Annotated in this window: 22 protein-coding genes; 16 read left to right on the top strand and 6 right to left on the bottom strand. The window is 45.2% G+C overall.

Translation table 11 applies throughout. The features are described 5' to 3' along the window. Positions 1 to 5 precede the first annotated feature (5 nt). The 4 genes from cpdA to parC all read left to right on the top strand — a co-directional run bounded on the left by cpdA (position 6) and on the right by parC (position 5813). The gene (gene cpdA / locus L9Q39_RS11265) at positions 6 to 830 is read left to right on the top strand and encodes a 3',5'-cyclic-AMP phosphodiesterase (RefSeq protein ID WP_237485151.1); all 825 of its coding nucleotides are present in this window, start codon (positions 6 to 8) and stop codon (positions 828 to 830) included. After that, positions 831 to 1418 carry an esterase YqiA gene (yqiA, locus tag L9Q39_RS11260; RefSeq protein ID WP_237485150.1) on the top strand — a complete coding sequence of 196 codons (588 nt, stop codon included), beginning with the start codon at positions 831 to 833 and terminating at the stop codon, positions 1416 to 1418. Positions 1419 to 1652: 234 nt separating this feature from the next. Beyond that, positions 1653 to 3533, top strand: a complete 1881-nt coding sequence (gene parE / locus L9Q39_RS11255; RefSeq protein ID WP_237485149.1) for a DNA topoisomerase IV subunit B — start codon at positions 1653 to 1655, stop codon at positions 3531 to 3533. 3 nt (positions 3534 to 3536) lie between these two features. Beyond that, positions 3537 to 5813, top strand: coding sequence for a DNA topoisomerase IV subunit A (parC, locus tag L9Q39_RS11250; RefSeq protein ID WP_237485148.1), 2277 nt, complete (start codon positions 3537 to 3539; stop codon positions 5811 to 5813). Between the two features lie 99 nt (positions 5814 to 5912). Here the strand turns inward: parC and degS are convergent, their stop codons facing one another. The 3 genes from degS to zapG form a co-directional block, all read right to left on the bottom strand. Next, positions 5913 to 6968: an outer membrane-stress sensor serine endopeptidase DegS gene (gene degS / locus L9Q39_RS11245; protein ID WP_237485147.1), complete on the bottom strand. Its 1056-nt coding sequence runs from the start codon at positions 6966 to 6968 to the stop codon at positions 5913 to 5915. Between the two features lie 226 nt (positions 6969 to 7194). Beyond that, on the bottom strand, positions 7195 to 8562 hold the full coding sequence (locus L9Q39_RS11240; RefSeq protein ID WP_237485146.1) for a Do family serine endopeptidase: 1368 nt from the start codon (positions 8560 to 8562) through the stop codon (positions 7195 to 7197). A 118-nt stretch (positions 8563 to 8680) separates the two neighbouring features. Then, positions 8681 to 9169: a Z-ring associated protein ZapG gene (gene zapG, locus L9Q39_RS11235; RefSeq protein ID WP_237485145.1), complete on the bottom strand. Its 489-nt coding sequence runs from the start codon at positions 9167 to 9169 to the stop codon at positions 8681 to 8683. A 141-nt stretch (positions 9170 to 9310) separates the two neighbouring features. On the opposite strand from zapG, the gene zapE reads away from it, so the two are divergent. From zapE to sspB, 8 genes are all read left to right on the top strand, one after another. Beyond that, positions 9311 to 10414 carry a cell division protein ZapE gene (gene zapE / locus L9Q39_RS11230; RefSeq protein WP_237485144.1) on the top strand — a complete coding sequence of 368 codons (1104 nt, stop codon included), beginning with the start codon at positions 9311 to 9313 and terminating at the stop codon, positions 10412 to 10414. Between the two features lie 213 nt (positions 10415 to 10627). After that, positions 10628 to 11056 carry a 50S ribosomal protein L13 gene (rplM, locus tag L9Q39_RS11225; protein ID WP_006075739.1) on the top strand — a complete coding sequence of 143 codons (429 nt, stop codon included), beginning with the start codon at positions 10628 to 10630 and terminating at the stop codon, positions 11054 to 11056. 15 nt (positions 11057 to 11071) lie between these two features. Further along, entirely contained in the window at positions 11072 to 11464 is a 393-nt protein-coding gene (gene rpsI, locus L9Q39_RS11220; RefSeq protein ID WP_237485143.1) for a 30S ribosomal protein S9, read from the top strand. Between the two features lie 461 nt (positions 11465 to 11925). Continuing rightward, positions 11926 to 12516: a ubiquinol-cytochrome c reductase iron-sulfur subunit gene (gene petA, locus L9Q39_RS11215; RefSeq protein ID WP_237485142.1), complete on the top strand. Its 591-nt coding sequence runs from the start codon at positions 11926 to 11928 to the stop codon at positions 12514 to 12516. Next, positions 12516 to 13781, top strand: coding sequence for a cytochrome b (locus L9Q39_RS11210; RefSeq protein ID WP_237485141.1), 1266 nt, complete (start codon positions 12516 to 12518; stop codon positions 13779 to 13781). The genes petA and L9Q39_RS11210 overlap by 1 nt, the downstream gene beginning before the upstream one ends. Next, positions 13778 to 14515, top strand: coding sequence for a cytochrome c1 (locus L9Q39_RS11205; protein WP_237485140.1), 738 nt, complete (start codon positions 13778 to 13780; stop codon positions 14513 to 14515). Before L9Q39_RS11210 ends, L9Q39_RS11205 begins: the two co-directional genes overlap by 4 nt. An 88-nt stretch (positions 14516 to 14603) precedes the next feature. Continuing rightward, positions 14604 to 15239 carry a stringent starvation protein SspA gene (gene sspA, locus L9Q39_RS11200; RefSeq protein ID WP_237485139.1) on the top strand — a complete coding sequence of 212 codons (636 nt, stop codon included), beginning with the start codon at positions 14604 to 14606 and terminating at the stop codon, positions 15237 to 15239. Between the two features lie 13 nt (positions 15240 to 15252). Next, entirely contained in the window at positions 15253 to 15747 is a 495-nt protein-coding gene (sspB, locus tag L9Q39_RS11195; protein ID WP_237485138.1) for a ClpXP protease specificity-enhancing factor, read from the top strand. A gap of 101 nt (positions 15748 to 15848) precedes the next feature. Here the strand turns inward: sspB and L9Q39_RS11190 are convergent, their stop codons facing one another. From L9Q39_RS11190 to L9Q39_RS11180, 3 genes are all read right to left on the bottom strand, one after another. Then, positions 15849 to 16991, bottom strand: a complete 1143-nt coding sequence (locus L9Q39_RS11190; protein ID WP_237485137.1) for a glycerate kinase — start codon at positions 16989 to 16991, stop codon at positions 15849 to 15851. Positions 16992 to 17001: 10 nt separating this feature from the next. Beyond that, positions 17002 to 18267, bottom strand: coding sequence for a GntP family permease (locus L9Q39_RS11185; RefSeq protein ID WP_237485136.1), 1266 nt, complete (start codon positions 18265 to 18267; stop codon positions 17002 to 17004). A 136-nt stretch (positions 18268 to 18403) separates the two neighbouring features. Continuing rightward, positions 18404 to 19558, bottom strand: a complete 1155-nt coding sequence (locus L9Q39_RS11180; RefSeq protein WP_237485135.1) for a sugar diacid recognition domain-containing protein — start codon at positions 19556 to 19558, stop codon at positions 18404 to 18406. A 96-nt stretch (positions 19559 to 19654) separates the two neighbouring features. Between L9Q39_RS11180 and L9Q39_RS11175 the strand changes: the two genes are divergently transcribed. The 4 genes from L9Q39_RS11175 (at position 19655) to L9Q39_RS11160 (ending at position 22975) form a co-directional block, all read left to right on the top strand. Beyond that, positions 19655 to 20026, top strand: coding sequence for a YacL family protein (locus L9Q39_RS11175; RefSeq protein ID WP_237485134.1), 372 nt, complete (start codon positions 19655 to 19657; stop codon positions 20024 to 20026). A 205-nt stretch (positions 20027 to 20231) separates the two neighbouring features. Beyond that, positions 20232 to 20570, top strand: a complete 339-nt coding sequence (gene glnK, locus L9Q39_RS11170; RefSeq protein WP_237485133.1) for a P-II family nitrogen regulator — start codon at positions 20232 to 20234, stop codon at positions 20568 to 20570. A gap of 19 nt (positions 20571 to 20589) precedes the next feature. Further along, positions 20590 to 21825 carry an ammonium transporter gene (locus L9Q39_RS11165; RefSeq protein WP_237485132.1) on the top strand — a complete coding sequence of 412 codons (1236 nt, stop codon included), beginning with the start codon at positions 20590 to 20592 and terminating at the stop codon, positions 21823 to 21825. A gap of 139 nt (positions 21826 to 21964) precedes the next feature. Then, complete coding sequence (locus L9Q39_RS11160) at positions 21965 to 22975, top strand: Fe(3+) ABC transporter substrate-binding protein (protein WP_237485131.1); 1011 nt, start codon at positions 21965 to 21967, stop codon at positions 22973 to 22975. Positions 22976 to 23031 lie beyond the last annotated feature (56 nt).

Raw genomic sequence — 23031 nt, 5'->3', positions numbered from 1 at the left:
GTATTTTGAAGACAACACCCAGTGATGAATCTCAGTTAAGTAGCATCAGGTTACTGCAATTAACCGATACCCATCTATTTGCTCCTCATGATGGCTGCTTACTGAGTGTTAATACGCAAGACAGCTTTAATGCGGTGGTGTCCGAAGTGATGACGCAAGGTGCACATTTTGATGCGCTGCTTGCGACTGGCGATATCTCGCAAGATCACACGGAAGAATCGTATCAAAAATTTATAAAAGGGATAGAGCCACTGGATCTCCCTTGTTTTTGGCTGCCTGGAAACCACGATTATAAGCCAAGTATGGGTAGTGTTGTTGATTCACCATTGATCATGGATGCAAACCACAAACTGCTCGGTGATCATTGGCAAGTGATTTTACTTGATTCTCAAGTCGTCGGTGTACCCCATGGAAAATTGAGCAATGAACAGCTGAATTTATTGGACCAAATGCTTGGCGACTATCCCGATAGACACAGTTTGATTCTGTTGCATCACCATCCGGTATTGGTGAACAGTGCTTGGTTAGATCAGCACTGTTTGAAAGATGCACAAGAGTTTTGGCAAGTGGCAGCGAAACATAACAACGTCAACGCCGTGCTTTGCGGTCATATCCATCAAGAGTTGGATATACTGCATGAAGGTGTTCGGGTTCTTGCGACGCCATCGACCTGTGTGCAGTTTAAGCCTAATTCGAATGAATTTGCTTTAGATACTCGTGCTCCTGGTTGGAGAGAGTTGGAGTTGTGTCGTGATGGTCGTTTAAACACGCAAGTACATCGACTGCCTCACGGAGCGTTTCGTCCTGACTTTAATGCTGATGGATATTAAATGAATACTAAGCCGTCTTTACTGTTGTATATCCATGGCTTTAACAGTTCGCCGCTGTCTTATAAAGCTCAAGTAGTGTGCAACTATTGTCAGCAGCACCGGCCCGATATAAAAGTGGTTGTGCCTCAGGTACCTTGTTATCCAGAAGAAGCCGCTGAAACCTTAAAGAATTTGGTCAATCAATTACAAAGCGAATACAATATCGCTTTGGTAGGCAGTTCTCTGGGGGGATACCTTTCTACCTGGTTAAATCACCATTTTGGTTTTAAAGCGGTGCTGGTGAATCCGGCGGTAAGACCTTATGAATTGTTACAAGATTATTTAGGACCACAACAAAACCCTTATACTCATGAGCAATACACGCTAGAACAACAGCATATCGTTCAACTTCGAGCGCTTGATATTGCTCATATCCAGAATCCAGACGATTTTTGGTTGTTGCAGCAAGAGGGCGATGAGGTACTAGACTACCGCCAAGCGGTGGAGAAGTATCGAGACAGTAAACAAACAGTAGAATCGGGAGGTGATCACAGCTTCGTTGGTTTTGAGCGTTTTGCTGCGGATATAGTAACCTTTCTTTCCCTCTAGTATTTGATGAATTCCTCAACTCGCTGAGGACACAATCATAAAAATCTATCCTACTTTCCTAGGAAACTTGACAACATTCGCTTAGCACCAGAGTATGTTGTCACTGAATTTGCGTCTTGGCAGACAAAGTTGACCAGAGATTTCGTTAACTGTTTGGCTCATTGAGAATTTTCATTCTCTTAGTGGTCTATTTGTCGCGACGCCGCAATCTTTATTCGAGAAATTTTCCGTATTATGACAGAACAATATAATGCTGGGGCCATTGAGGTTCTCAATGGTTTGGAACCGGTACGTCGCCGACCAGGGATGTATACGGATACCGTCCGCCCCAACCACTTGGGGCAAGAGGTTATCGATAACAGTGTCGATGAAGCCTTAGCTGGACACGCCTCCAAAGTACAAGTGATTTTGCACGCCGACCAATCTCTAGAAGTGATTGATGATGGGCGTGGTATGCCTGTCGATATTCACCCAGAAGAGAAAGTCTCTGGCGTGGAATTGATTCTTTGTAAACTGCATGCTGGTGGTAAGTTCTCTAACAAAAACTATCAATTCTCCGGTGGTTTGCACGGTGTTGGTATTTCGGTCGTTAATGCGTTATCCAAACGTGTTGAAGTGACCGTGCGTCGTGATGGTCAGATATATGAGATCGCCTTTGAACATGGCGAAAAAGTGATGGACCTAACTGTGACCGGGACATGTGGTCGTCGTAATCGAGGTACCAGTGTTCACTTTTGGCCAGATGGCAGCTATTTCGACTCGCCTAACTTCTCAGTGACCCGCCTAGTCAACAATCTGCGAGCGAAAGCGGTCCTTTGTCCTGGACTGGAGATCACGTTCAGCGACAAGGTCAACAATGAAGAATATAAATGGTTCTATGAAGATGGTCTGAAAGACTACCTTGCGGAAGGCGTTAAGGGTTACACGCTGCTTCCTGAAGAACCATTTACCGGTGAGTTTTCTGCTGAGACAGAAGCTGCAACTTGGGCGGTGATCTGGCAGCCGGAAGGTGGTGAAATGATCACCGAAAGCTACGTTAACTTGATCCCAACCGCACAAGGCGGTACTCACGTTAATGGTTTACGCCAAGGTTTATTAGATGCGATGCGTGAGTTCTGTGAGTTTCGTAACTTACTGCCGCGTGGCGTTAAGCTCACAGGCGAAGACGTCTTTGATCGCTGTTCTTATGTTCTGTCGATCAAAATGCAAGATCCGCAATTTGCGGGTCAGACCAAAGAGCGCCTTTCTTCGCGCCAATGTGCCGCGTTTGTATCTGGTGTCGTCAAGGATGCCTTTAGCTTGTGGTTGAATGAAAAACCACAGTTAGCCGAACAGCTAGCCGAAGTCTGTATCGCTAATGCTCACCGCCGCATGCGTGCCAGCAAAAAAGTAGTGCGTAAGAAAGTCGCCTCAGGACCAGCGCTACCGGGTAAACTCACCGACTGTTCGCAACAAGACCTCAGCCGTACCGAAATCTTCTTTGTAGAGGGTGACTCGGCAGGAGGCAGTGCCAAACAAGCTCGTGATCGTGAATTCCAAGCGGTGATGCCACTGCGCGGTAAAATTCTCAATACTTGGGAAGTCGCGGCTGACCAAGTGCTCGCTTCGCAAGAAGTACATGATATTTCAGTGGCTCTGGGAATCGACCCGGATAACGATAACCTTGACACTCTTCGCTACGGTAAAATCTGTATCCTAGCGGATGCGGACTCGGATGGTTTACACATCGCCACACTATTGTGTGCGTTATTTACCAAGCACTTTAGTGCGTTAGTAGCGGCGGGTCACGTCTATGTTGCGATGCCACCTCTCTATCGAATCGACTGTGGTAAAGAAGTGTTTTACGCACTGGACGATGGGGAAAAAGATGGCATCCTTGAGCGTTTGAGTAAGAAAAAAGCCAAGATTAACGTGCAACGATTCAAAGGTCTGGGTGAGATGAACCCACTGCAGTTGCGTGAAACTACCATGGATCCGAATACCCGTAGATTGGTACAGTTGACCATTGATGATGTGGAAGCGACCAACGAAATGATGGATATGCTGCTGGGCAAAAAACGTGCGGATGACCGTCGTAGCTGGCTGCAAAACAACGGCGATATGGCAGAGGTATAACAAATGTCGAGTGAAATGTCTTTTGATGGTGTTGAACAGCTGCCGCTGCGAAAGTTTACCGAAGACGCCTATCTAAATTATTCAATGTACGTGATTATGGATCGTGCATTGCCTTATATCGGTGACGGTCTCAAGCCTGTACAACGTCGTATTATTTACGCGATGTCGGAGCTGGGCTTATCCGCATCCGCAAAGTATAAGAAATCAGCGCGTACCGTTGGTGATGTGCTGGGTAAGTACCATCCGCATGGTGACACAGCGTGTTATGAAGCGATGGTTCTGATGGCTCAGCCCTTCTCTTACCGTTATCCACTGGTAGACGGTCAAGGGAACTGGGGTGCGCCGGATGATCCTAAGTCGTTCGCGGCAATGCGTTATACCGAAGCAAAGCTTTCTAAGTTCGCGGAAGTGTTATTAGGTGAAGTGGGTCAAGGTACGGTTGACTGGCAGCCAAACTTTGACGGCACCATGAAAGAGCCAAAGATTTTGCCAGCGCGTCTACCGCATATCTTATTAAATGGTATTACGGGTATCGCTGTTGGTATGGCGACCGATATTCCTCCTCATAATATGCGTGAAATTGCCGATGCGACCATTCATTTGATCGACAATCCAAAGGCGGAACTCACGGATGTCATGGAGTTTGTGAAAGGTCCAGACTATCCGACAGAAGCCGAAATTATTTCTCCTTCGGCGGATTTAGAAAAGATCTATCGCACTGGTCGTGGCTCTGTGAAGATGCGTGCGGTTTGGCATAAAGAGGGCAGTGATATCGTGATTACGGCACTGCCGCATCAAGTCTCTGGAGCCAAACTGCTTGAGCAGATTGCTAACCAGATGCGAGCGAAAAAGTTGCCTATGGTTGATGATCTGCGCGATGAGTCGGATCATGAGAACCCAACACGAATCGTCATTGTTCCTCGATCGAATCGTATTGATTGCGATCAGCTAATGAACCACTTGTTTGCTTCGACAGATCTTGAGAAAAACTTCCGTGTAAACCTAAACATGATTGGTTTGGATAGTCGTCCTCAAGTCAAAGGTCTGGTGAAGATCTTGAGTGAGTGGATTGAATATCGTCGTGCAACAGTACGCAAGCGTCTGCAATATCGATTGGATAAGATCTTAGCTCGCCTACACATCTTAGAGGGTTTGTTGGTTGCTTACCTTAACCTTGATGAGGTGATTGAGATCATCCGAACTGAGGATGAACCTAAAGCGGTATTAATGTCGCGATTTGGTATCACGGATATTCAAGCGGATGCCATTCTTGATACCAAGCTTCGTCATCTTGCTAAATTGGAAGAGATGAAGATCCGCGGAGAGCAGGAAGAGTTAGAAAAAGAGCGTGAAAAGCTTGAGACACTTCTTGGTTCTGAGCGCCGTATGAATACGTTGCTAAAGAAAGAGATCAAAGCGGATGCTGATAAATATGGCGATGATCGTCGTTCTCCATTAGTTGAGCGCGCCGAGGCGAAAGCCTTAACTGAGCGTGATCTTATCCCAAGTGAACCGATTACTGTGGTACTTTCTGAGAAAGGCTGGATTCGTCATGCGAAAGGTCATGATGTGGATGCGTCGGGGCTAAACTATAAATCCGGTGATAACTACCTCGCGAGTGCGCGTGGTAAGAGCAACCAACCTGCGGTCTTCTTTGGTAGCGATGGTCGCAGTTATTCACTTGAGTCTCATTCTTTACCGTCAGCGCGAAGTCAAGGTGAGCCGATAACGGGTCGTTTGAATATCAGTGCTGGCAGTACTATCCGACAAGTCATCATGAGTGAACCGGATCAGCTGTGGCTGGTGGGCTCTGATGCAGGGTACGGTTTCGTTTGTAAAGGTGCTGACCTGTTGTCTAAGAACCGCAGCGGTAAAGCGTTGGTAACCTTACCACAAGCTGCTGAAGTGATAGCGCCTTCAGCGGTCAATGATCTGGATGCGGATGAAATCTTGGCGATAACTAACCAAGGACGTATGTTACTGTTCCCGATTAAAGACCTACCTCATCTGAGCAAAGGTAAAGGTAATAAGATCATCAATATTCCATCGGCAAAAGCGAAAGCAAGAGAAGAGTTTGTTTCTCATCTGATCGCCTTGCCTCAAGCTGCGACCATTACTCTCTATGCCGGTAAGCGCAAGTTGGGTCTGAAGCCTGCTGATCTGGATAACTATCGCGGTGAGCGTGGACGACGTGGAGGCTTACTTCCTCGCGGATTGCAGCGTGTCACACGTATTGAAGTGGACGCTAATACACCGTTAGCGGATGAATCTGAGTCGTGACTTGCCTCTATTAGCTAGAGCATTAGATACAAAAATGGTTCCAGAAATGGAACCATTTTTTTATGCCTTGAATGGCACTGAGTAAAACCAGACCGCAATTTATTCGTTAGGATCTTCTCCAACGACAATAGGCAGAGTCAGTTCTTGTCCGTTTCTAAGGAGTTTGACATCAATGTTGGTGCCTGGTCTCAGGTTGGTTACGAGATCAAAAACGGCTTGGCGTCCATCCAGTTTTCTTCCGGCAATACTGGTAATAATATCTTGTGCTTGAATACCAGCTTTGTCTGCGGGACCTGTTGGATCGACCGAGAGTACGATGATTCCACCAGCCTGTTCAAGCCTAGCGGTACGTGAACCAATATCTTGACCATTGATACCAATGTAGCCACGAATCACACGTCCATCGGCAATGATTTTTTCCATGACTTGCTGGGCAAGCTTTATTGGAATAGCAAATGAGATACCATAGCTTTCGACTTCTTTTGTTTGTTGAAACGAAGCCGTATTAATCCCTACCAGTTCACCGTTTGAATTGACTAATGCCCCACCAGAATTACCTTTGTTGATAGCAGCATCGGTTTGAATAAAAGCTTGAATACCGTCAGCACTAATCGAAGAGCGACCTGTCGCCGAGATGATACCAAAGGTCGTGGTTTGTCCTAAGTTATACGGATTACCAATCGCCATGACCACATCACCAACTTTGGGGCTATATTCTGGGTTGAGTGGTATAACCGGTAGGCTTTCACCTTCAACGCGCAAAATAGCAATATCGGTACGTTGATCTGTGCCAACGAGTTGTGCCGCTGCCGCTCTGCCGTCTTGCAACGCAACGATAATTTGGTCGGCATTGGCAATAACATGGTAGTTGGTAATGATGTAACCTTTATTGCTGACGATGACACCGGAGCCTAGCCCTTGGACCAGTAGCGCTTGACGATCATCTTCTGAATATTGGCGGCTATAAATATTGACCACGGCAGGTGCCGCTTTACGCACGGCTTGGTTGAAAGAGAGTTGAACGGAAGTGCCTGTCTGAGGCTGTTCGTTCAAAGGTTGAGTAATAATGCTCTGTCGTAAAGAGGGCATGGCAAGCAACACGATGAGTGCAGTAATAAGGCCCATGGAGACGGATCGGATTAAAAAGTTAAGCATTATTCCCTCAAGCGTATTCGCAGCGACAGGCATTGCCAATTATGTCGTTGCGACGTAATACCAAGTTTGAAATGACTCGCTAGGCGTTTGATAGCAAATCAAATAACCCGCATGACTTGTTCGAAATTGACAGATAATCATAGAATACCACCGATAAGCGATCAAAAAAAAGGGCTCCTGAAAATGAGAGCCCGCTTTATGTGAGTTTTGACGCTAAGTTTACTGGTTAGCGAACAACGAGATAAATCGTGCGATCACCACGCTGTACGTTCAGTGCAAGTACGCTCGGTTTGTTTTCTAGGATCTTGCGTAACTCTCCTAGGTTCTTCACGCGTTTGCGGTTTACGCCAATAATGATATCACCTGTTGCCAATTCGTATTGGGCGGCTGCCGAGTTTTCAGCAACGGAGGTTACCTTAACCCCTTCAACTGGATCGTTTTTGTCGGTATTAGCAAACTCTGCACCGGATAGGCCGGCATGCAGTTTATCGGCGCGAGTGATGGATTTCTCCGCCTCTTGCAAAGTGACATCGAATGACATCTCTTTGCCATCTCGTATCACTCCCAGCTTGACTGTCTTACCCGCACCTAAAGTGGCGACCTTAGCACGCAGTTCACTAAAGGTTGAGATCTTGTTCTCATTGATTGAAACGATAATATCACCAGCTTGTAAGCCACCTTTATCCGCGGCACTGCTTGGAATGACTTGGCTAACAAATGCCCCTTTACTGGATTCATAACCCAGAGCTTCGGCAAGTTCAGAAGTTACTTCTCCCCCTTGAACCCCCAACATTCCGCGTTTGACTTCGCCGAATTCGATGATTTGATCCGTTAGATTTTTCATCATATTGGACGGAATGGCAAAGCCAATACCTACATTGCCGCCATTGGGACCGAGGATAGCGGTATTGATACCAACCAACTCACCCTTCAGATTGACTAATGCACCCCCAGAGTTACCACTATTGATCGCTGCGTCGGTTTGAATAAAGTTCTCGAAGTTTTCGATGTTTAAGCCGCTGCGACCGAGTGCAGAAACAATCCCTGAAGTGACGGTTTGACCTAAGCCAAATGGGTTACCAATAGCGACAGTGAAATCACCGACTCGCAAATGGTCAGAGTCCGCCACCCTAATTTCTGTTAAGCCTTTTACGTCATCGACTTTGAGTAAAGCAATATCAGACATTTCGTCACCGCCAACGAGTTCTGCATCGTATTCACGACCATCGTTCAGCTTGATGCGGATTTTTTCAGCACCATTAATGACGTGATAGTTGGTGACCATGTAGCCTTTATCAGCATCAATCACAACACCTGAGCCAAGACCTCTAAATGGTCTTTCCTGTACTTGCTCAGAGGGAAAGTCGGGGCCAAAGAAGAATCGGAATTGATCGGGTAAACGTTGGCGCGATACCTGTGTTCCTTCCACCGAAATACTCACTACAGCCGGTGTGACTTTCTCTAACATGGGAGCCAAGCTAGGGACTTGCTCTCCATTGACATATAGTGGCAGTGCAGCGGATGCTGAGAGCGGCATAAACGCTGCGCTTAGACTTAGAGATAAGGCCGTTAAAGTAAGCAAAGGCTTTTTCATCATATTACTCCTTATTGGTTCATTAACGGTTATGACTGACCAGGATGGTTAAAGTTCATCGTTGAATAATGAAAAAAGCCATCAAGGTAAACTTTGATGGCTTTCAATTTGGAATTGTTTAAGACGCTTTAGCAGCTATAGGCTCTTGAGTAACAGGCTCTTGATTTACCGCTTCCGGTCCTTCGACTGACTCTTTGACTTCCTCTCGAAGCAAACCTGTCGCTCCATTCGCGTAGTCTTTGGGTTGCGTGCTGGCATCACCTTCTGCAGCTTCTATAGCGTTGGACTCTATTACCTCATTGTGTTCTGCAATTTTTTTGAAGAACGGGTTATCTTGTTCCGGAAGATTTGGCAGAAATTCCGATGAGGTCTTAGCCATATGTTGATACAGCTTTGTATAGTCTTTACCTAAGGTATCGAGCATCTCGGCGGTTTGCGCGAAATGGTCTGATAATTCCTGTCGTTGCTGTTCAAGAGCAAACTTTGCCGCTTCCAGGTCTTTTTGAATTGTTTTTTGCTTCTTGTATTGGGGAGTTGTTAATCGAGAGATGATTACTCCAATAATGGCGCCAACCAGTAAGCCGACAACCGCGTAAATCCAAGGCATAACCGCTCCTTTTCTATAATGTTTATTAACATGCGCGTTACCTGACAGTTACACGCGCCGTTTCCTCATGTTACTATGAGATATTGAGCCTATCAAAGAAAAAACGTCAGCAGACGTAAGAATTAGCTAAAGCAAACCCTTATGACGCCCATAGAAAAATATAAGAAAGATATTGCTGAAAATGGTTTTCAATCTGATCCAGCCCAGCGCACAGCCGTTGATGCCTTAGACGTTCTGTATCAAGAACTGCTTCAATTTCATGCGTATGTCCCGCCTGAACCGAGTTTGTTGCAGAAGTTAATGGGTCAAAAGCCACCACAAGCCAAAACGCCTCAAGGTCTCTATTTTTGGGGCGGGGTTGGCAGAGGTAAAACTTACTTAATGGATAGCTTTTTTGATGGTTTACCCAGTGATAAGAAGCTAAGGCTGCACTTTCATCGTTTTATGCACCGTGTTCATGATGAACTTAAAGTGCTTGGAGAGATTGAAGATCCCTTAGAGCATGTAGCGCAAACGTTAAGTGAAGAAGCCAAAGTCATCTGTTTTGATGAGTTTTATGTTTCAGATATTACTGATGCTATGATTTTGGCTACCCTGCTTAAAGCACTGTTTAAGCGAGGTGTTGTATTGGTCGCAACTTCGAATATTCCACCAACAGAGCTATACCGTAATGGATTACAGCGAGCTCGGTTTTTGCCAGCTATCGACTTGATTGAGACCCATTGCCAAATCCTTAATGTCGATAGTGGAACGGACTATCGTTTGCGAACGTTAGAGCAAGCGGAAATTTTCCATTTCCCCCTCGACGAGCAAGCGACAACAAATTTGCACAACTATTTTGCTCAGTTAGTAAATAAAGACAGCAGCCCCAAACAGAGTGTAGACATTAATCATAGAGAGATTGAGGTCATCGCAGCTGAAGAGGGGGTGTTGTACGCCAGTTTTGCACAGTTATGTCAAACCATGCGTAGTCAAAATGATTATATAGAGCTATCCAAGGTTTATCATACGGTGTTGCTTGCTGATGTGCCTCAGTTGAGTCTCGCATTGGATGATGCGGCAAGGCGCTTTTTGGCTCTGGTGGATGAGTTTTATGAGCGCAAGGTGAAATTAATTATTTCTTGCCAGGTGGAGCTTGAGTCCATTTATCGTCAGGGGCAGTTGGAATTTGAGTTTAAGCGTTGTATTTCGAGATTGACAGAAATGCAGAGCCATGAATATTTGGCAAGTGAACATCTTCCATAGCGGGAAAAAGGCTGGTTTTCGGAAATTAATCCAAAAAATAGATGATTTTTTCTGCTGGCTTCTCTATAATCCTGCGACCCACCGTTACTGCAGGCGAATTTCTTCGGAAATAAAGCCGAGAGTTTCAACACTCGAAGGGGTGATGTATGGGCTCTTAGACAGTGGGAGCGAAAGCTCCTTAAGTGTAAATTTAATTAACGGGTTATTATTAGCATGAAAACTTTCGTTGCTAAACCAGAAACTGTAAAACGCGACTGGTACGTTGTAGACGCTGAAGGTAAAACTCTTGGTCGTCTAGCAAGTGAAATTGCATCTCGCCTACGTGGCAAACATAAAGCTGAATACACTCCACACGTTGACACTGGTGATTACATCATCGTTGTAAACGCGGAGAAAGTTACTGTAACTGGTAACAAGGCTAAGAACAAAGTTTACTACCGTCACTCTGAGTTCCCAGGTGGCCTAAAATCTATCACTTTTGAAAAGTTGATCGATCGTAAGCCTGAAATGGCTCTTGAGCTAGCGGTTAAAGGTATGCTACCACGTGGTCCTCTAGGCCGTGCTATGTACCGTAAGCTGAAAGTTTACGCTGGCGCTGAGCACAACCATGTTGCTCAACAACCACAAGTACTAGACATCTAATCGGGGATTTCGAAAATGGCAGAGAATCAATACTACGGCACTGGCCGTCGCAAAAGCTCAGCTGCTCGTGTTTTCATCAAACCAGGCACTGGCAACATCGTAGTTAACAAGCGTGAACTAGAAACTTATTTCGGTCGCGAAACATCTTGCATGGTAGTTCGTCAGCCTCTTGAGCTAACTGAACTAGCAGAGAAACTAGACCTATTCGTCACTGTTAAAGGTGGTGGTATTTCTGGTCAAGCAGGTGCTATCCGTCACGGTATCACTCGCGCACTAATGGAATACGATGAATCTCTACGTCCTGCGCTACGTGCAGCTGGCTACGTTACTCGCGACGCTCGTTGCGTTGAGCGTAAGAAAGTTGGTCTACGTAAAGCACGTCGTCGTCCACAGTTCTCTAAGCGTTAATTTACTCTTCACAGAGAAAATTATGCTTGCCAGTTTTATACTGGGATGTGGTTCAAAAGCTCAGCCTTGTGCTGGGCTTTTTTGTATTTACGACTTTTAAATTTTTATTCCTTTCTTCGACTTTCCCTTCCTATAAACACCTTTCGTCTCCTTTTGTGAACTAACAAACGAATTAGTGCTACATATGTTACAAAAACGTAGCTTTATCTTGTCATAAAGTGGGGTTTTATTTATCATTTGCTATCAAATAAATACAACTAATAACTGGTATTTTGTTAGCCATGCTCTACTGGACATCACGGATGTCGGAGTTGAGTCGGGTTGCTCAAATAATGCAAATAGCTGCCCTTGTTTATTTCAACGACAATAACGAATAAAGGCAAAACAAGCTATTAAACAGTCAATGAGCAACACGGATCCGCTCGGTATTGGCCCAAAGGAGCAAATGGGAGAATTGTTGGATGAGCAATGCGTCATTAAATAACGGTCGCAGGCGTTTTCTTACGGCGACAACAGCGGTTGTCGGCGGTTTGGGAGCAGTCGCTGTTGCCGTGCCTTTTATCAAATCATGGAACCCAAGTGCCAGAGCGAAAGCCGCTGGTGCGCCTGTTGAAGTGGACGTAAGTAAACTTGAAGAAGGGCAAATGGTCCGTGTTGAGTGGCAGGGTAAACCTGTCTGGGTGGTTAGACGAGCGCAAGCCGTGCTCGATAATCTAAGCCAAATTGGAGGTCAGGTGAGCGACCCTGACTCTAAGGAAGAGCAGCAACCAGAGTATGCGCAAAACACTTTTCGCTCTATCAAGCCTGAGTACTTTATTGCTGTCGGTTTCTGTACTCACCTAGGATGCTCACCCACTTACCTTGCTGATTCTTTTAGTGAGCAAGTTCAAGGCGTGAAATCTGGGTTTTTCTGTCCTTGTCATGGTTCAAAGTTTGATATGGCTGGACGCGTGTTCCAAAACGTACCAGCACCACTTAATCTAGTGGTTCCTAAGCACATGTATCTTAGTGACACTAAGATCCTAATCGGTGTTGATGAGGGAGATGCCTAATGCAAGCGCTACTTGATTGGGTAGAGAAACGTCTACCCGCAATGAATGCCTACAAAAAGCATTTATCTGAATATCCAATGCCAAAGAACTTCAACTTTTGGTACTTCTTTGGCTCTCTTGCGATGCTTGTCTTGGTTAACCAAATCCTAACGGGGATTTGGTTAACCATGAACTATGTGCCTTCGGGAGAGGGTGCCTTTGCTTCGGTAGAATACATCATGCGTGATGTGGAATATGGCTGGTTGTTACGCTATATGCACTCTACGGGGGCTTCGGCATTCTTTGTCGTCATTTATCTGCATATGTTCCGTGGTCTAATCTACGGTTCCTACCAAAAGCCCCGTGAACTCCTTTGGGTGTTTGGTATGCTGATCTTCTTGGTGCTGATGGCTGAAGCCTTTATGGGATATCTGCTGCCATGGGGGCAGATGTCATACTGGGGCGCGCAGGTGATTATTTCTTTGTTTGGTGCGATTCCATTTATTGGTGATGATCTGACGCTATGGATTCGTGGTGACTATATTATCTCCGGAGCAACGCTCAACCGCTTCTTTGCATTGCACGTGATTGCATTACCGATTGTGCTATTACTTTTGGTGGTATTACACGTGTTGGCACTGCATGAAGTGGGTTCAAACAACCCAGACGGTATTGAAACTAAGCTTCCTAAAGGCAGTATGGGTGAGGATTACAACACCCAATTTAAATTCCATGACTACTACACCAAGAAATATGACATTATCGATTCGGTTCCATTTCACCCTTATGGAACGGTTAAAGATCTGATTGGTATCGCAGGTTTCTTCTTCTTATTCAGTTATGTCTTATTCTTTAATCCAGAGATGGGGGGCTATTTTTTAGAGCCGCCTAACTTTGAAGCCGCTAACCCATTGAAGACTCCAGAACATATCGCGCCAGTTTGGTATTTCACCCCTTTCTACGCAATTTTAAGGGCGGTGCCTCATAAGTTGCTAGGGGTTGTGGCGATGGGTGCCTCTATTGTGTTCCTGTTCCTTCTTCCTTGGTTTGATCGTTGTAAAGTCCGTTCATACCGTTACAGAAGTAAGCTCCACTTGCTCAACATTATCCAGTTCACAATTAGCTTTATTGCCTTGGGTATTTTAGGGGCATTGCCGGCGACGCCGACGTATACCTTATTGGCTCAGATCTTTAGTCTAGGTTACTTTATGTTCTTCATTTTCCTGTTCTTCTACAGCAAAAATGAGAAAACAAAACCATTACCGAAGAGGGTGACATTCAAATGAAAAAGTGGATTGTAGTACTGTTTGCACTGTTACCTTCACTTGTGCTGGCGGCAGGAGGTAACGTTCATCTGGATAAGGCAAATAATGATTTAACTGACCAAGCTTCGTTACAGAATGGCGCTAAGTTGTTTATGAATTATTGCTTTGGTTGCCATTCAACTCAATACCAGCGCTATGAACGTATCGCCAATGATTTAGGTATTCCGGTCGAGCTAGCAAAAGAGAATCTAGTGTTTGATCCTAACGCTAAGATTGGTGACCTTATGGTTAACTCTATGCCACAGAAGCAAGCGGCTGCTTGGTTTGGTGCAGCTCCGCCGGATCTAACGCTTGTGGCACGAGTGCGTGGTGTTGATTGGTTATACACCTACTTACGTTCTTTCTATGCCGATCCAAGTCGTCCTTTTGGGGTTAACAATATCACTTTCCCTAATGTCGGTATGCCTCATGTTTTAGAAGAGTTGCAAGGTATTCCAATGCCTGTTTATGAAACTGAGGTTGTTGATGGTGAAGAGGTACAGGTTATTGTTGGAACTAAGAGCAATGGTCGTGGTGAACTGAGTGAGGGAGAGTATGATGAGGCTGTCCGTGATTTAGTTAACTTCCTTGAGTACTCGGGTGATCCGGTGAAGCTAGAGCGTCATGCGTTAGGTTGGTGGGTAATGGGTTTTCTCGTAATTTTCTCCATCATTGTTGTGCTTCTCAAGAAAGAGTATTGGCGAGATGTACACTGATTATGCTATAATGTCGTGCTAATTCCAAATTTGTTGACAATGGAGGCGAGGCCTCCATTGTTTTTTTGTAAGTATCCCGGAGGGCTCCATGGCTGTAGCTGCCAACAAACGTTCTGTGATGACTCTTTTTTCTAGTGCTACTGATTTATATAGCCATCAGGTACGTATCGTTCTTGCGGAAAAAGGTGTAAGTGTTGAAGTTGAACTTGTTGACGATGTCAATATTCCAGCTGAACTTGCTGAATTAAATCCATACAAAACTGTTCCTACTCTAGTCGATCGTGAACTTGCCCTTTACGACTCTAAGATCATTATGGAATACCTTGATGAGCGTTTTCCTCATCCACCTCTAATGCCTGTATACCCAGTTGCTCGTGGTAACAGCCGCTTAATGATCTATCGTATTGAGCGTAACTGGTACACTTTGGCAGAAAAAGTGGTTAAAGGAAATGCGGAAGAGTCTGAGACGGCACGTAATAAACTGCGTAACGATCTACTTACTCTTGCCCCTATCTTTGCAGAGTACGAGTACTTCATGAGTGAAGAGTTCAGCTTGATCGATTGCTACCTAGCTCCACTACTATGGCGCTTACCTGAAATGGGTATCGAATTAGTGGGTCCAGGCTCTAAAGAGATTAAAGTCTACATGAACCGTGTGTTTGAGCGCGATTCATTCCTAGCTTCACTAACGGAAGCAGAACGCGAGATGCGTTTAGTTCGCTAAGCTCTAGAACGATATGGATATTTCTAAGATGACACCTCGCCGCCCATATTTGCTTCGTGCATTTTATGATTGGTTGGTAGAGAACGACTTAACCCCGCATATTGTTGTCGACGCTGTTCTACCGGGTGTAAGAGTGCCTCAGGAGTTTATCCAAGATGGCCAGATTATTCTGAATGTAGCACCCAGAGCGGTGGGTCAATTGGAGTTAGGTAATGATGCCATTACTTTCCATGCCCGTTTTGGGGGGAAACCACATTCAGTGATCGTCCCTCTGTATGCAGTGCAAGCGATATATGCTCGCGAAAATGGTGCCGGTACTATGTTTGAGCCTGAAGATGGGTATCAATCCATCGACGAGGAAGAAGAACAAAGTGCTTCCCCTGTGGTTGGTCTGTCGGTCGCTTCGGAATCAAAAGTAGATGATGAAGAGTCAGTGAGTTCGGAGCCTGAAGGTGATGATGAACCACCGAGAACCAAAGGTAGACCAAGCTTACGCGTGGTTAAATGATCAAAATAATATAAAAAAGACTGCCAAAGGCAGTCTTTTTTTTGTTTCAGTATTTTTTGTTTCAGTAAAAGCGTCAGGATAAAACTGACGCTTTAGTTTGATTATCTGTTTAAGCTAGAGATAGCCAATGTCGCCGCGACATTGCGTGACGTGATCTCCACGTTTTGCTTTGCTTCTTTTAGTGCGGTTGGTAAATCTGTAGCACCTAACACAACGCTGTACGCAGCATCAATCCCGTACTCGTGTACAACCGAGTAGTCTTTAGCTACTGAGCCTGCAATCGCAATCACAGGTACCGCAAATTGCTTGGCTGTTTTCGCGACACCACAGGGTGTTTTACCAAAAATAGTCTGGCTATCAATGCGTCCTTCACCGGTAATAACCAGATCGGCATCTTGGACATGCGTTGCAAGCTGTGCAGCATCGATAACAATTTGAATACCAGGGCGCAATTCGGCACCTAATAAACCAAGCAAAGCCGCACCAAGACCACCTGCAGCACCGGCTCCTTTGGCATCAACAACATCTTTGCCAGTTGTAGCTTTAATGACTGATGCATAGTGAGCAAGGTTCGCATCCAGCGTCGCCACCATTTCTGGCGTGGCGCCTTTTTGTGGTCCAAATACAGCGGCAGCGCCTTTCGGTCCACACAGTGGGTTGTCTACATCACACGCCACTTCGAGCTTAACATCAGCGAGACGAGTATCCATTTCACTGAGGTCGATAGTGTGTAGCTGACTGAGGGCACCACCACCAAAACCTAGCGACTGACCTTGTGAATCAAGAAGCTTAATTCCTAGCGCTTGTGCCATACCAAGACCGCCATCATTAGTCGCACTGCCACCAATTCCGATAATGATATGTTTAACGTTAAGATCGAGGGCTGCTTTAATCAGCTCACCAGTTCCAAACGTGGTAGTCACTAAAGGATTGCGTTGATCGAAAGGCACCAGATGCAGACCTGATGCTGCTGCCATTTCAATGATGGCTGTGGAGCCATCACCAACGAGTCCAAGGAACCCTTCAACGTTTTGACCAAGCGGTCCCGTAACTGGCACTTCAATGATCTTGCCACTGGTTGCATCAACGAGGGACTGAACCGTCCCTTCACCGCCGTCCGCCATCGGTATTTTGACATACTCAGCATCTGGGAAAATATTTGCGAAGCCATTTTCGATGGCTTGTGCCACTTCCATTGCGGTTAAGCTTTCTTTATATGAATCTGGAGCGATAACAATTTTCATAACTAAACCCTTATACAAACAAACCGAAGACACCAAAGATCATCACCGAGACAAAGGCGATCACTAGACCTACTGCTGATTCATAAGGAATCAGTTTTAAACGCTCACGAATATCCATATGAACCGCACCACCAGTAGCATGGAAGAAGCTACCATGAGGCATATGATCCAGTACGGTTGCGCCTGAGTGAATCATGGCTGCACCCGCCAGGGCAGGAACGCCTAATTCAAGAATGGTCGAGCTGAATACGCTTGCTGCAACAGCGGTACCCGCGGTCGTGGAAGCGGTCGCCAGTGACATAAGGGCACCAGAGATAGGGGCAAGTAAGAAAGATGGCAATCCAGACGAAGTGAGTACCTCAATTAGGCCACCTTTTAATCCTGAGTTTGCGATGATGCCAGCAAGAGTACCGGTACCAAGGAGCATCACAGCAACCGGTGCCATACGACTTAGACCAGAAACGGCGAAGTGATTGGTGTCACGGAAGCGACCCATCACGACGGCACCGATAAGACCGCCTAAAGGCAGAGCAATTAGCGGGTCGACATTAATGTCAGCAATAGGGCGCAGTGATAGCAAAGCAATCGCAACCAATGGAGCGATGATCGCCGCTTGGAATGTCGGTAGCTTTGAATGGTCAACAGCAACTACCTCAGATTCTGCTACTTTTGAACCTTTGTTGATCAGCTTTTTCGCTAGGAAATAGGCAAACACCATACCGATAAGACCCGGAATAACACCCGCAGCCATTACGGAAGTCAGGGGGACATTGAACGCATCAGCAGCAGCGATCGCATTTGGGTTAGGAGACATGACGTTACCCGCTTTACCACCCCCCACCATGGCGAGCAAAATAGCTGCTTTAGAAATATCAGCTCGACGAGCAATCGCGAGTGCAATGGGTGAAACGGTAATCACCGCTACGTCAACAAAGACGCCAACGGCGGTCAAAATCATGGTGGCGATAGCCAGTGCCAGCAAAGCGCGAGCTTCGCCGACTTTTTTGATGATGGTTTCTGCTATTGATGTAGCAGCACCCGATTCAATCAGCACACCAGCGAGTACACCAGCAGCAAGGATACGCAACACCGCAGTGACGATACCTTGTGCACCGCCAATCATCAATGACACCGTATCAGTGAGGGAAACACCACCAACGACACCACCGACTAGTGCGCCAATGATCATACCGTATGCAGGTGGTACTTTTTTTAGAATAAGACCGATTGCCACGATGAGAGCGGCTAGGGCACCTAAAGTAGAGACTTCTATCATGTTTATTTTCCGTTAGATTATATTTTTGGCGGGTAGCCAAGCTGAGCATAAACTAACGGTAGAGGGGGGATTATGCTTTATGCAAAATGACAAATTTTTTATTGGAAAATTGATTGATTTTGTGCAAATGCATAACTCAATGTAAGGAAGAGTTACTTTTTAAGGCTAAGTAGAGCTGAATTTTATCATCTAAATTATTGATACTTAATGATGTTATCTGTTCTATCTTTTCAAGACGATACCTAAGGGTATTTCGGTGAATATGCAGTTTTTGACAAGTATGAGCAAGATCGCAATTTTGCTCAAAATAGCACCTTAGGGTCTTTATCAACACGCCTTTGTCATCGACTTGATAGAGTTTTTTAATAGGGGCAGTGAGTTCAGTTAACCGCCAGTGGTCGGCTTTGATCGTTTGAATCAATACCGATAGCTTATGTTCAGAGTAAAACAGCACAGGATGATTGGCGTCTTGATTGTATTCTAGCGTCGCATTGGCTGTTTCAAATGAGCGTGCCAGACCGCTCACTCCTGGGTAATATTCGCCCACTGCGATCTGAACTGAAAATTCACATTCAGTTTTGACTCTTTTCAGAAGCTTTTGAATTCGCTTTCGCTCTTCGTTTCGGTTCCAACTTCCTTGATGAAAAGTGATGGGTTTAAGTACCACGACTTGATTGACCGACATAGACAGCAAGCCAACAATATTATCCCTCTCAGGGTATTCGAGAAGATGGATAAGCTTTTGCAAATGTTCTTGTTGTACATCTTGACCGGATTTCGGTATCACTCTAATGACGGCTGCGATTCGGGGTTGAGACAAGTCAAGGTTGAGTCTCGCAGCTACCGACATCAGTTGGGCCTCTGTTAAACGAGTGCCATGAATGAGTTGCAGTAATAGTTCCTCTCTATGACGTTTATCCCATTGAACCTGTGCCATTAAAGCCGCTTGTTCGACAATCAGCTCTGCCGTCATTTTCACTAACTCACCATAACGTTGAACTTCATCAGGTGGACCGGAAATACCGACAACACCGATTACTTGGTCGGAAAATATAATCGGTAAGTTGATGCCTTGTTTAACCCCCGCGAGTGTTAAGGCAACAGATTCGGTGATTTCGACTGTGCGATTGTTATTGATGGCGAGCAGCGCGCCTTCATGAGGTGTATGGAGACGTGTTGGATCGCTTGAGCCGATAATGACGCCCCGCTCATCCATGACATTGATAGAGTGCTGGATAATTTTCTGAGCGCGTTCGACAATTTGTTTCGCGATGAGGTCGTTCAGTTGCATAGAGATATAAACCGCGACTTGTAGTGGGATAACGATAAGGTACTAAAGTGATTGTAAGGTATAATTGCACAATACGATGCCACTAGGAAAATAATTATGGAGTTTGAGTTCATCAAGAATCACTTTACCGGTGAATACTTAGTCAGGTGTGAGATGGGGCATGAAGTTATCGCTCGTTTATTACAAGAAGAGATCGGTAAAGATGAGCGCACCATGATGGCAATTATTTCTCTACTTGAACAAGCTAAAGTACATTCAAGTCGCGAAATGACTTGGCAAGGTAAGGAAATTTCTTTTTCTATATTGGAGTCAGAGGTGGTGGTTTACGAAAACACCTTAGGTTTTGATATGTTAAATGACAACAGTGAAGATTTTTCAGTTTATGAGAGTGAAAGCAAAGGTGAATGTGGACTTGAGGACTTTTACTCTGTTGCACAACAATGGCGCCGCTTTGTTTCCAATCGTTAATCCTCCCTGGTTCTCTTTTGCACTTAATTAGTGCCATCTAATCAACTTGCATTGTTTTTGTGAGTGTGATGCTCCATTTTGGTGCGATGTGTTAGCAATTATGTAACATATATAATCAAATTCCTTTTGTATCAATGGTTTAAAAAGTTGGCACGCACCTTGGATAGTCTATAAGGGAAACAGTTATATAGGCGAAGGGGATGCCATGAAACTTATTAATGCAATCATTAAACCATTCAAACTTGATGATGTGAGAGAAGCTCTTGCTGATGTCGGTATTGAGGGAATGACAGTTTCTGAGGTCAAAGGATTTGGCCGTCAGAAAGGACACACTGAATTATATCGTGGTGCTGAATACCAAGTAGACTTTCTTCCGAAAGTAAAACTTGAAATCGCAACACATGCAGACAACGTAGACCGAGTGATTGAGGCGATTTCAAACGCGGCTCAAACAGGAAAAATCGGTGACGGCAAAATTTTTGTGTATGACCTAAGCCAAGCGGTACGTATCCGTACTGGTGAAATGGACGCAGAAGCACTTTAAGGGACTGGAGATTTAAATTATGGAACTCGATTTAGCACTGACAGTAAGCGAACTTCGCTATGCGCTAGACACTTTTTACTTTCTAATTTCGGGCGCACTGGTTATGTGGATGGCTGCAGGTTTTGCAATGCTGGAAGCGGGCTTAGTTCGAACTAAAAACACAACTGAAATCTTAACGAAAAACTTCTGCCTATACGCGATTGCGTGCACCATGTACTTAGTCGTGGGCTACAACATCATGTATGTTGATAATGCAGAAGCAGGTTGGTTACCTTCATTCGGCGCGCTAATCGGCACGCAAGCAGAAGGCGCAGACCACTCTCTAGAGTCAGACTTCTTCTTCCAAGTCGTATTCGTGGCAACAGCAATGTCTGTAGTATCAGGTGCCGTCGCTGAGCGTATGAAGCTTTGGTCTTTCCTAATCTTCTCTGTGGTACTAACAGCGTTTATCTACCCAATGGAAGGTTACTGGACTTGGGGCGGCGGTTTCCTATCTGAAGCTGGCTTTAGTGACTTCGCTGGTTCTGGTATCGTTCACATGGCAGGCGCAGCAGCCGCTCTTGCAGGTGTACTAATTCTAGGTGCTCGTAAAGGCAAATATGGTAAGAACGGTGAAATCTACCCGATTCCTGGTTCAAACATGCCTCTAGCAACATTAGGTACATTCATCCTTTGGTTGGGTTGGTTCGGTTTCAACGGCGGTTCTCAGCTAATGGTATCGGATTTTGAAAACGCAACAGCAGTAGGTCAAATCTTCCTAAACACGAACGCAGCAGCAGCAGCTGGTGCCATCGCAGCAATGCTAGTGTGTAAGACAACTTGGGGCAAAGCTGACCTAACTATGATTCTTAACGGTGCGCTTGCAGGTCTTGTTGCTATCACTGCAGACCCACTATCACCATCGCCACTGTACTCAGTTGCAATCGGTGCAGTAGCAGGCGTTCTAGTGGTATTCAGCATCATCGGTCTAGATAAGCTTAAGATTGATGATCCAGTTGGTGCAATCTCTGTACACGGTGTGTGTGGCTTCTTCGGTGTGATGGTTGTTCCACTAAGCAACGGCGACGCATCATTCGGTGCACAGCTTCTAGGTGCAGCAGTTATCTTCGGTTGGGTATTTGCAGCGAGCCTTGTAGTGTGGGCTATCCTGAAAGCAACTATCGGCATCCGTGTATCGGAAGAAGAAGAGCTAGAAGGTATGGACGTACATGATTGTGGTGTTGGTGCTTACCCTGAGTTTGTCAGTGTCAAATAACATAATCAGTTACAATTAGTTATAAAAACCTGTCCTTAGTGGCAGGTTTTTTTATATATGTGACTTGCGCTATAACAAATTGTGAATATAATAATCCAAACGATAAACATTATCATTACAATTAAAAGGTAAGTCACCTATGAAACAATCGCTCATTCTTTCTGCTCTAGCTGCCGTTGTTGCAGCACCGTCATTCGCTGCTGAAGAGGTTAATGTTTACTCTTACCGCCAACCTTTTCTTGTCGAACCTATGTTCAACCAGTTTACTGAAGAGACAGGTATCAAGGTTAATGTTAAGTTTGCTAAAAAAGGCTTAGCAGAAAAATTGCAGCAAGAGGGTGAGTACAGTCCTGCCGATGTGGTATTGACGACAGATATTAGTCGCCTTGCAGAGCTATCAGACAAACAAGTTGTGCAAGCTGTCGAGAGTGATGTTATCAACGCCAATGTCCCTGCTCAATATCGTGATAAAGAGAATGAGTGGTTTGCCCTGACTCTACGTACGCGAAATGTGTATTCATCAAGAGATCGTGTTGGCAAATTGGGTGAATCTTTCACTTATGAAGATCTCGCGGACACTAAGTTCAAGGGTAAGATTTGTACCCGTAGTGGTAAGCACCCTTATAATGTTTCACTGGTCTCTTCGATGATTGCACATCACGGTGAAGCAGAGGCAAAACAGTGGCTTGAAGGGGTGAAAGCCAACCTTGCACGTAAACCGCAAGGCAATGATCGTGGACAAGTGAAAGCGATCAGCGAAGGTCTTTGTGATCTCTCTTTGGGCAATAGCTACTACTTAGGTAAGATGGTTAACGATGAAGAGCAGAAGGCTTGGGCTGATGCGGTTTACATTAACTTCCCTAACCAAGAAACAACCGGCACTCATGTCAACATCAGTGGTATGGCGATGGCAAAATATTCGCCAAACAAAGCGAACGCACTAAAGTTGATGGAGTTCTTGACGGGTGACAAGGCGCAAGAGTTGTACGCAGAAGTGAACTTTGAATACCCAGTGAAAGAGGGTGTTAAGCGTTCTGACTTGGTTGCTTCGTGGGGAGACTTCAAAGCGGATACCATTTCGCTTGATGAAATTGCTACCTATCACACAACGGCAATTAAACTGCTTGATGAAGTGAAGTTTGACCTATAAGTTTAATAAAGAGAGCGAACGCTCTCTTTATTTTGATACTTTCATTGAGTATCAAT

It is taken from the genome of Vibrio hippocampi, from assembly GCF_921292975.1.
In the GTDB taxonomy this organism is placed as follows: domain Bacteria; phylum Pseudomonadota; class Gammaproteobacteria; order Enterobacterales; family Vibrionaceae; genus Vibrio; species Vibrio hippocampi.
This window is presented reverse-complemented; position numbering and strand designations above follow the sequence as displayed.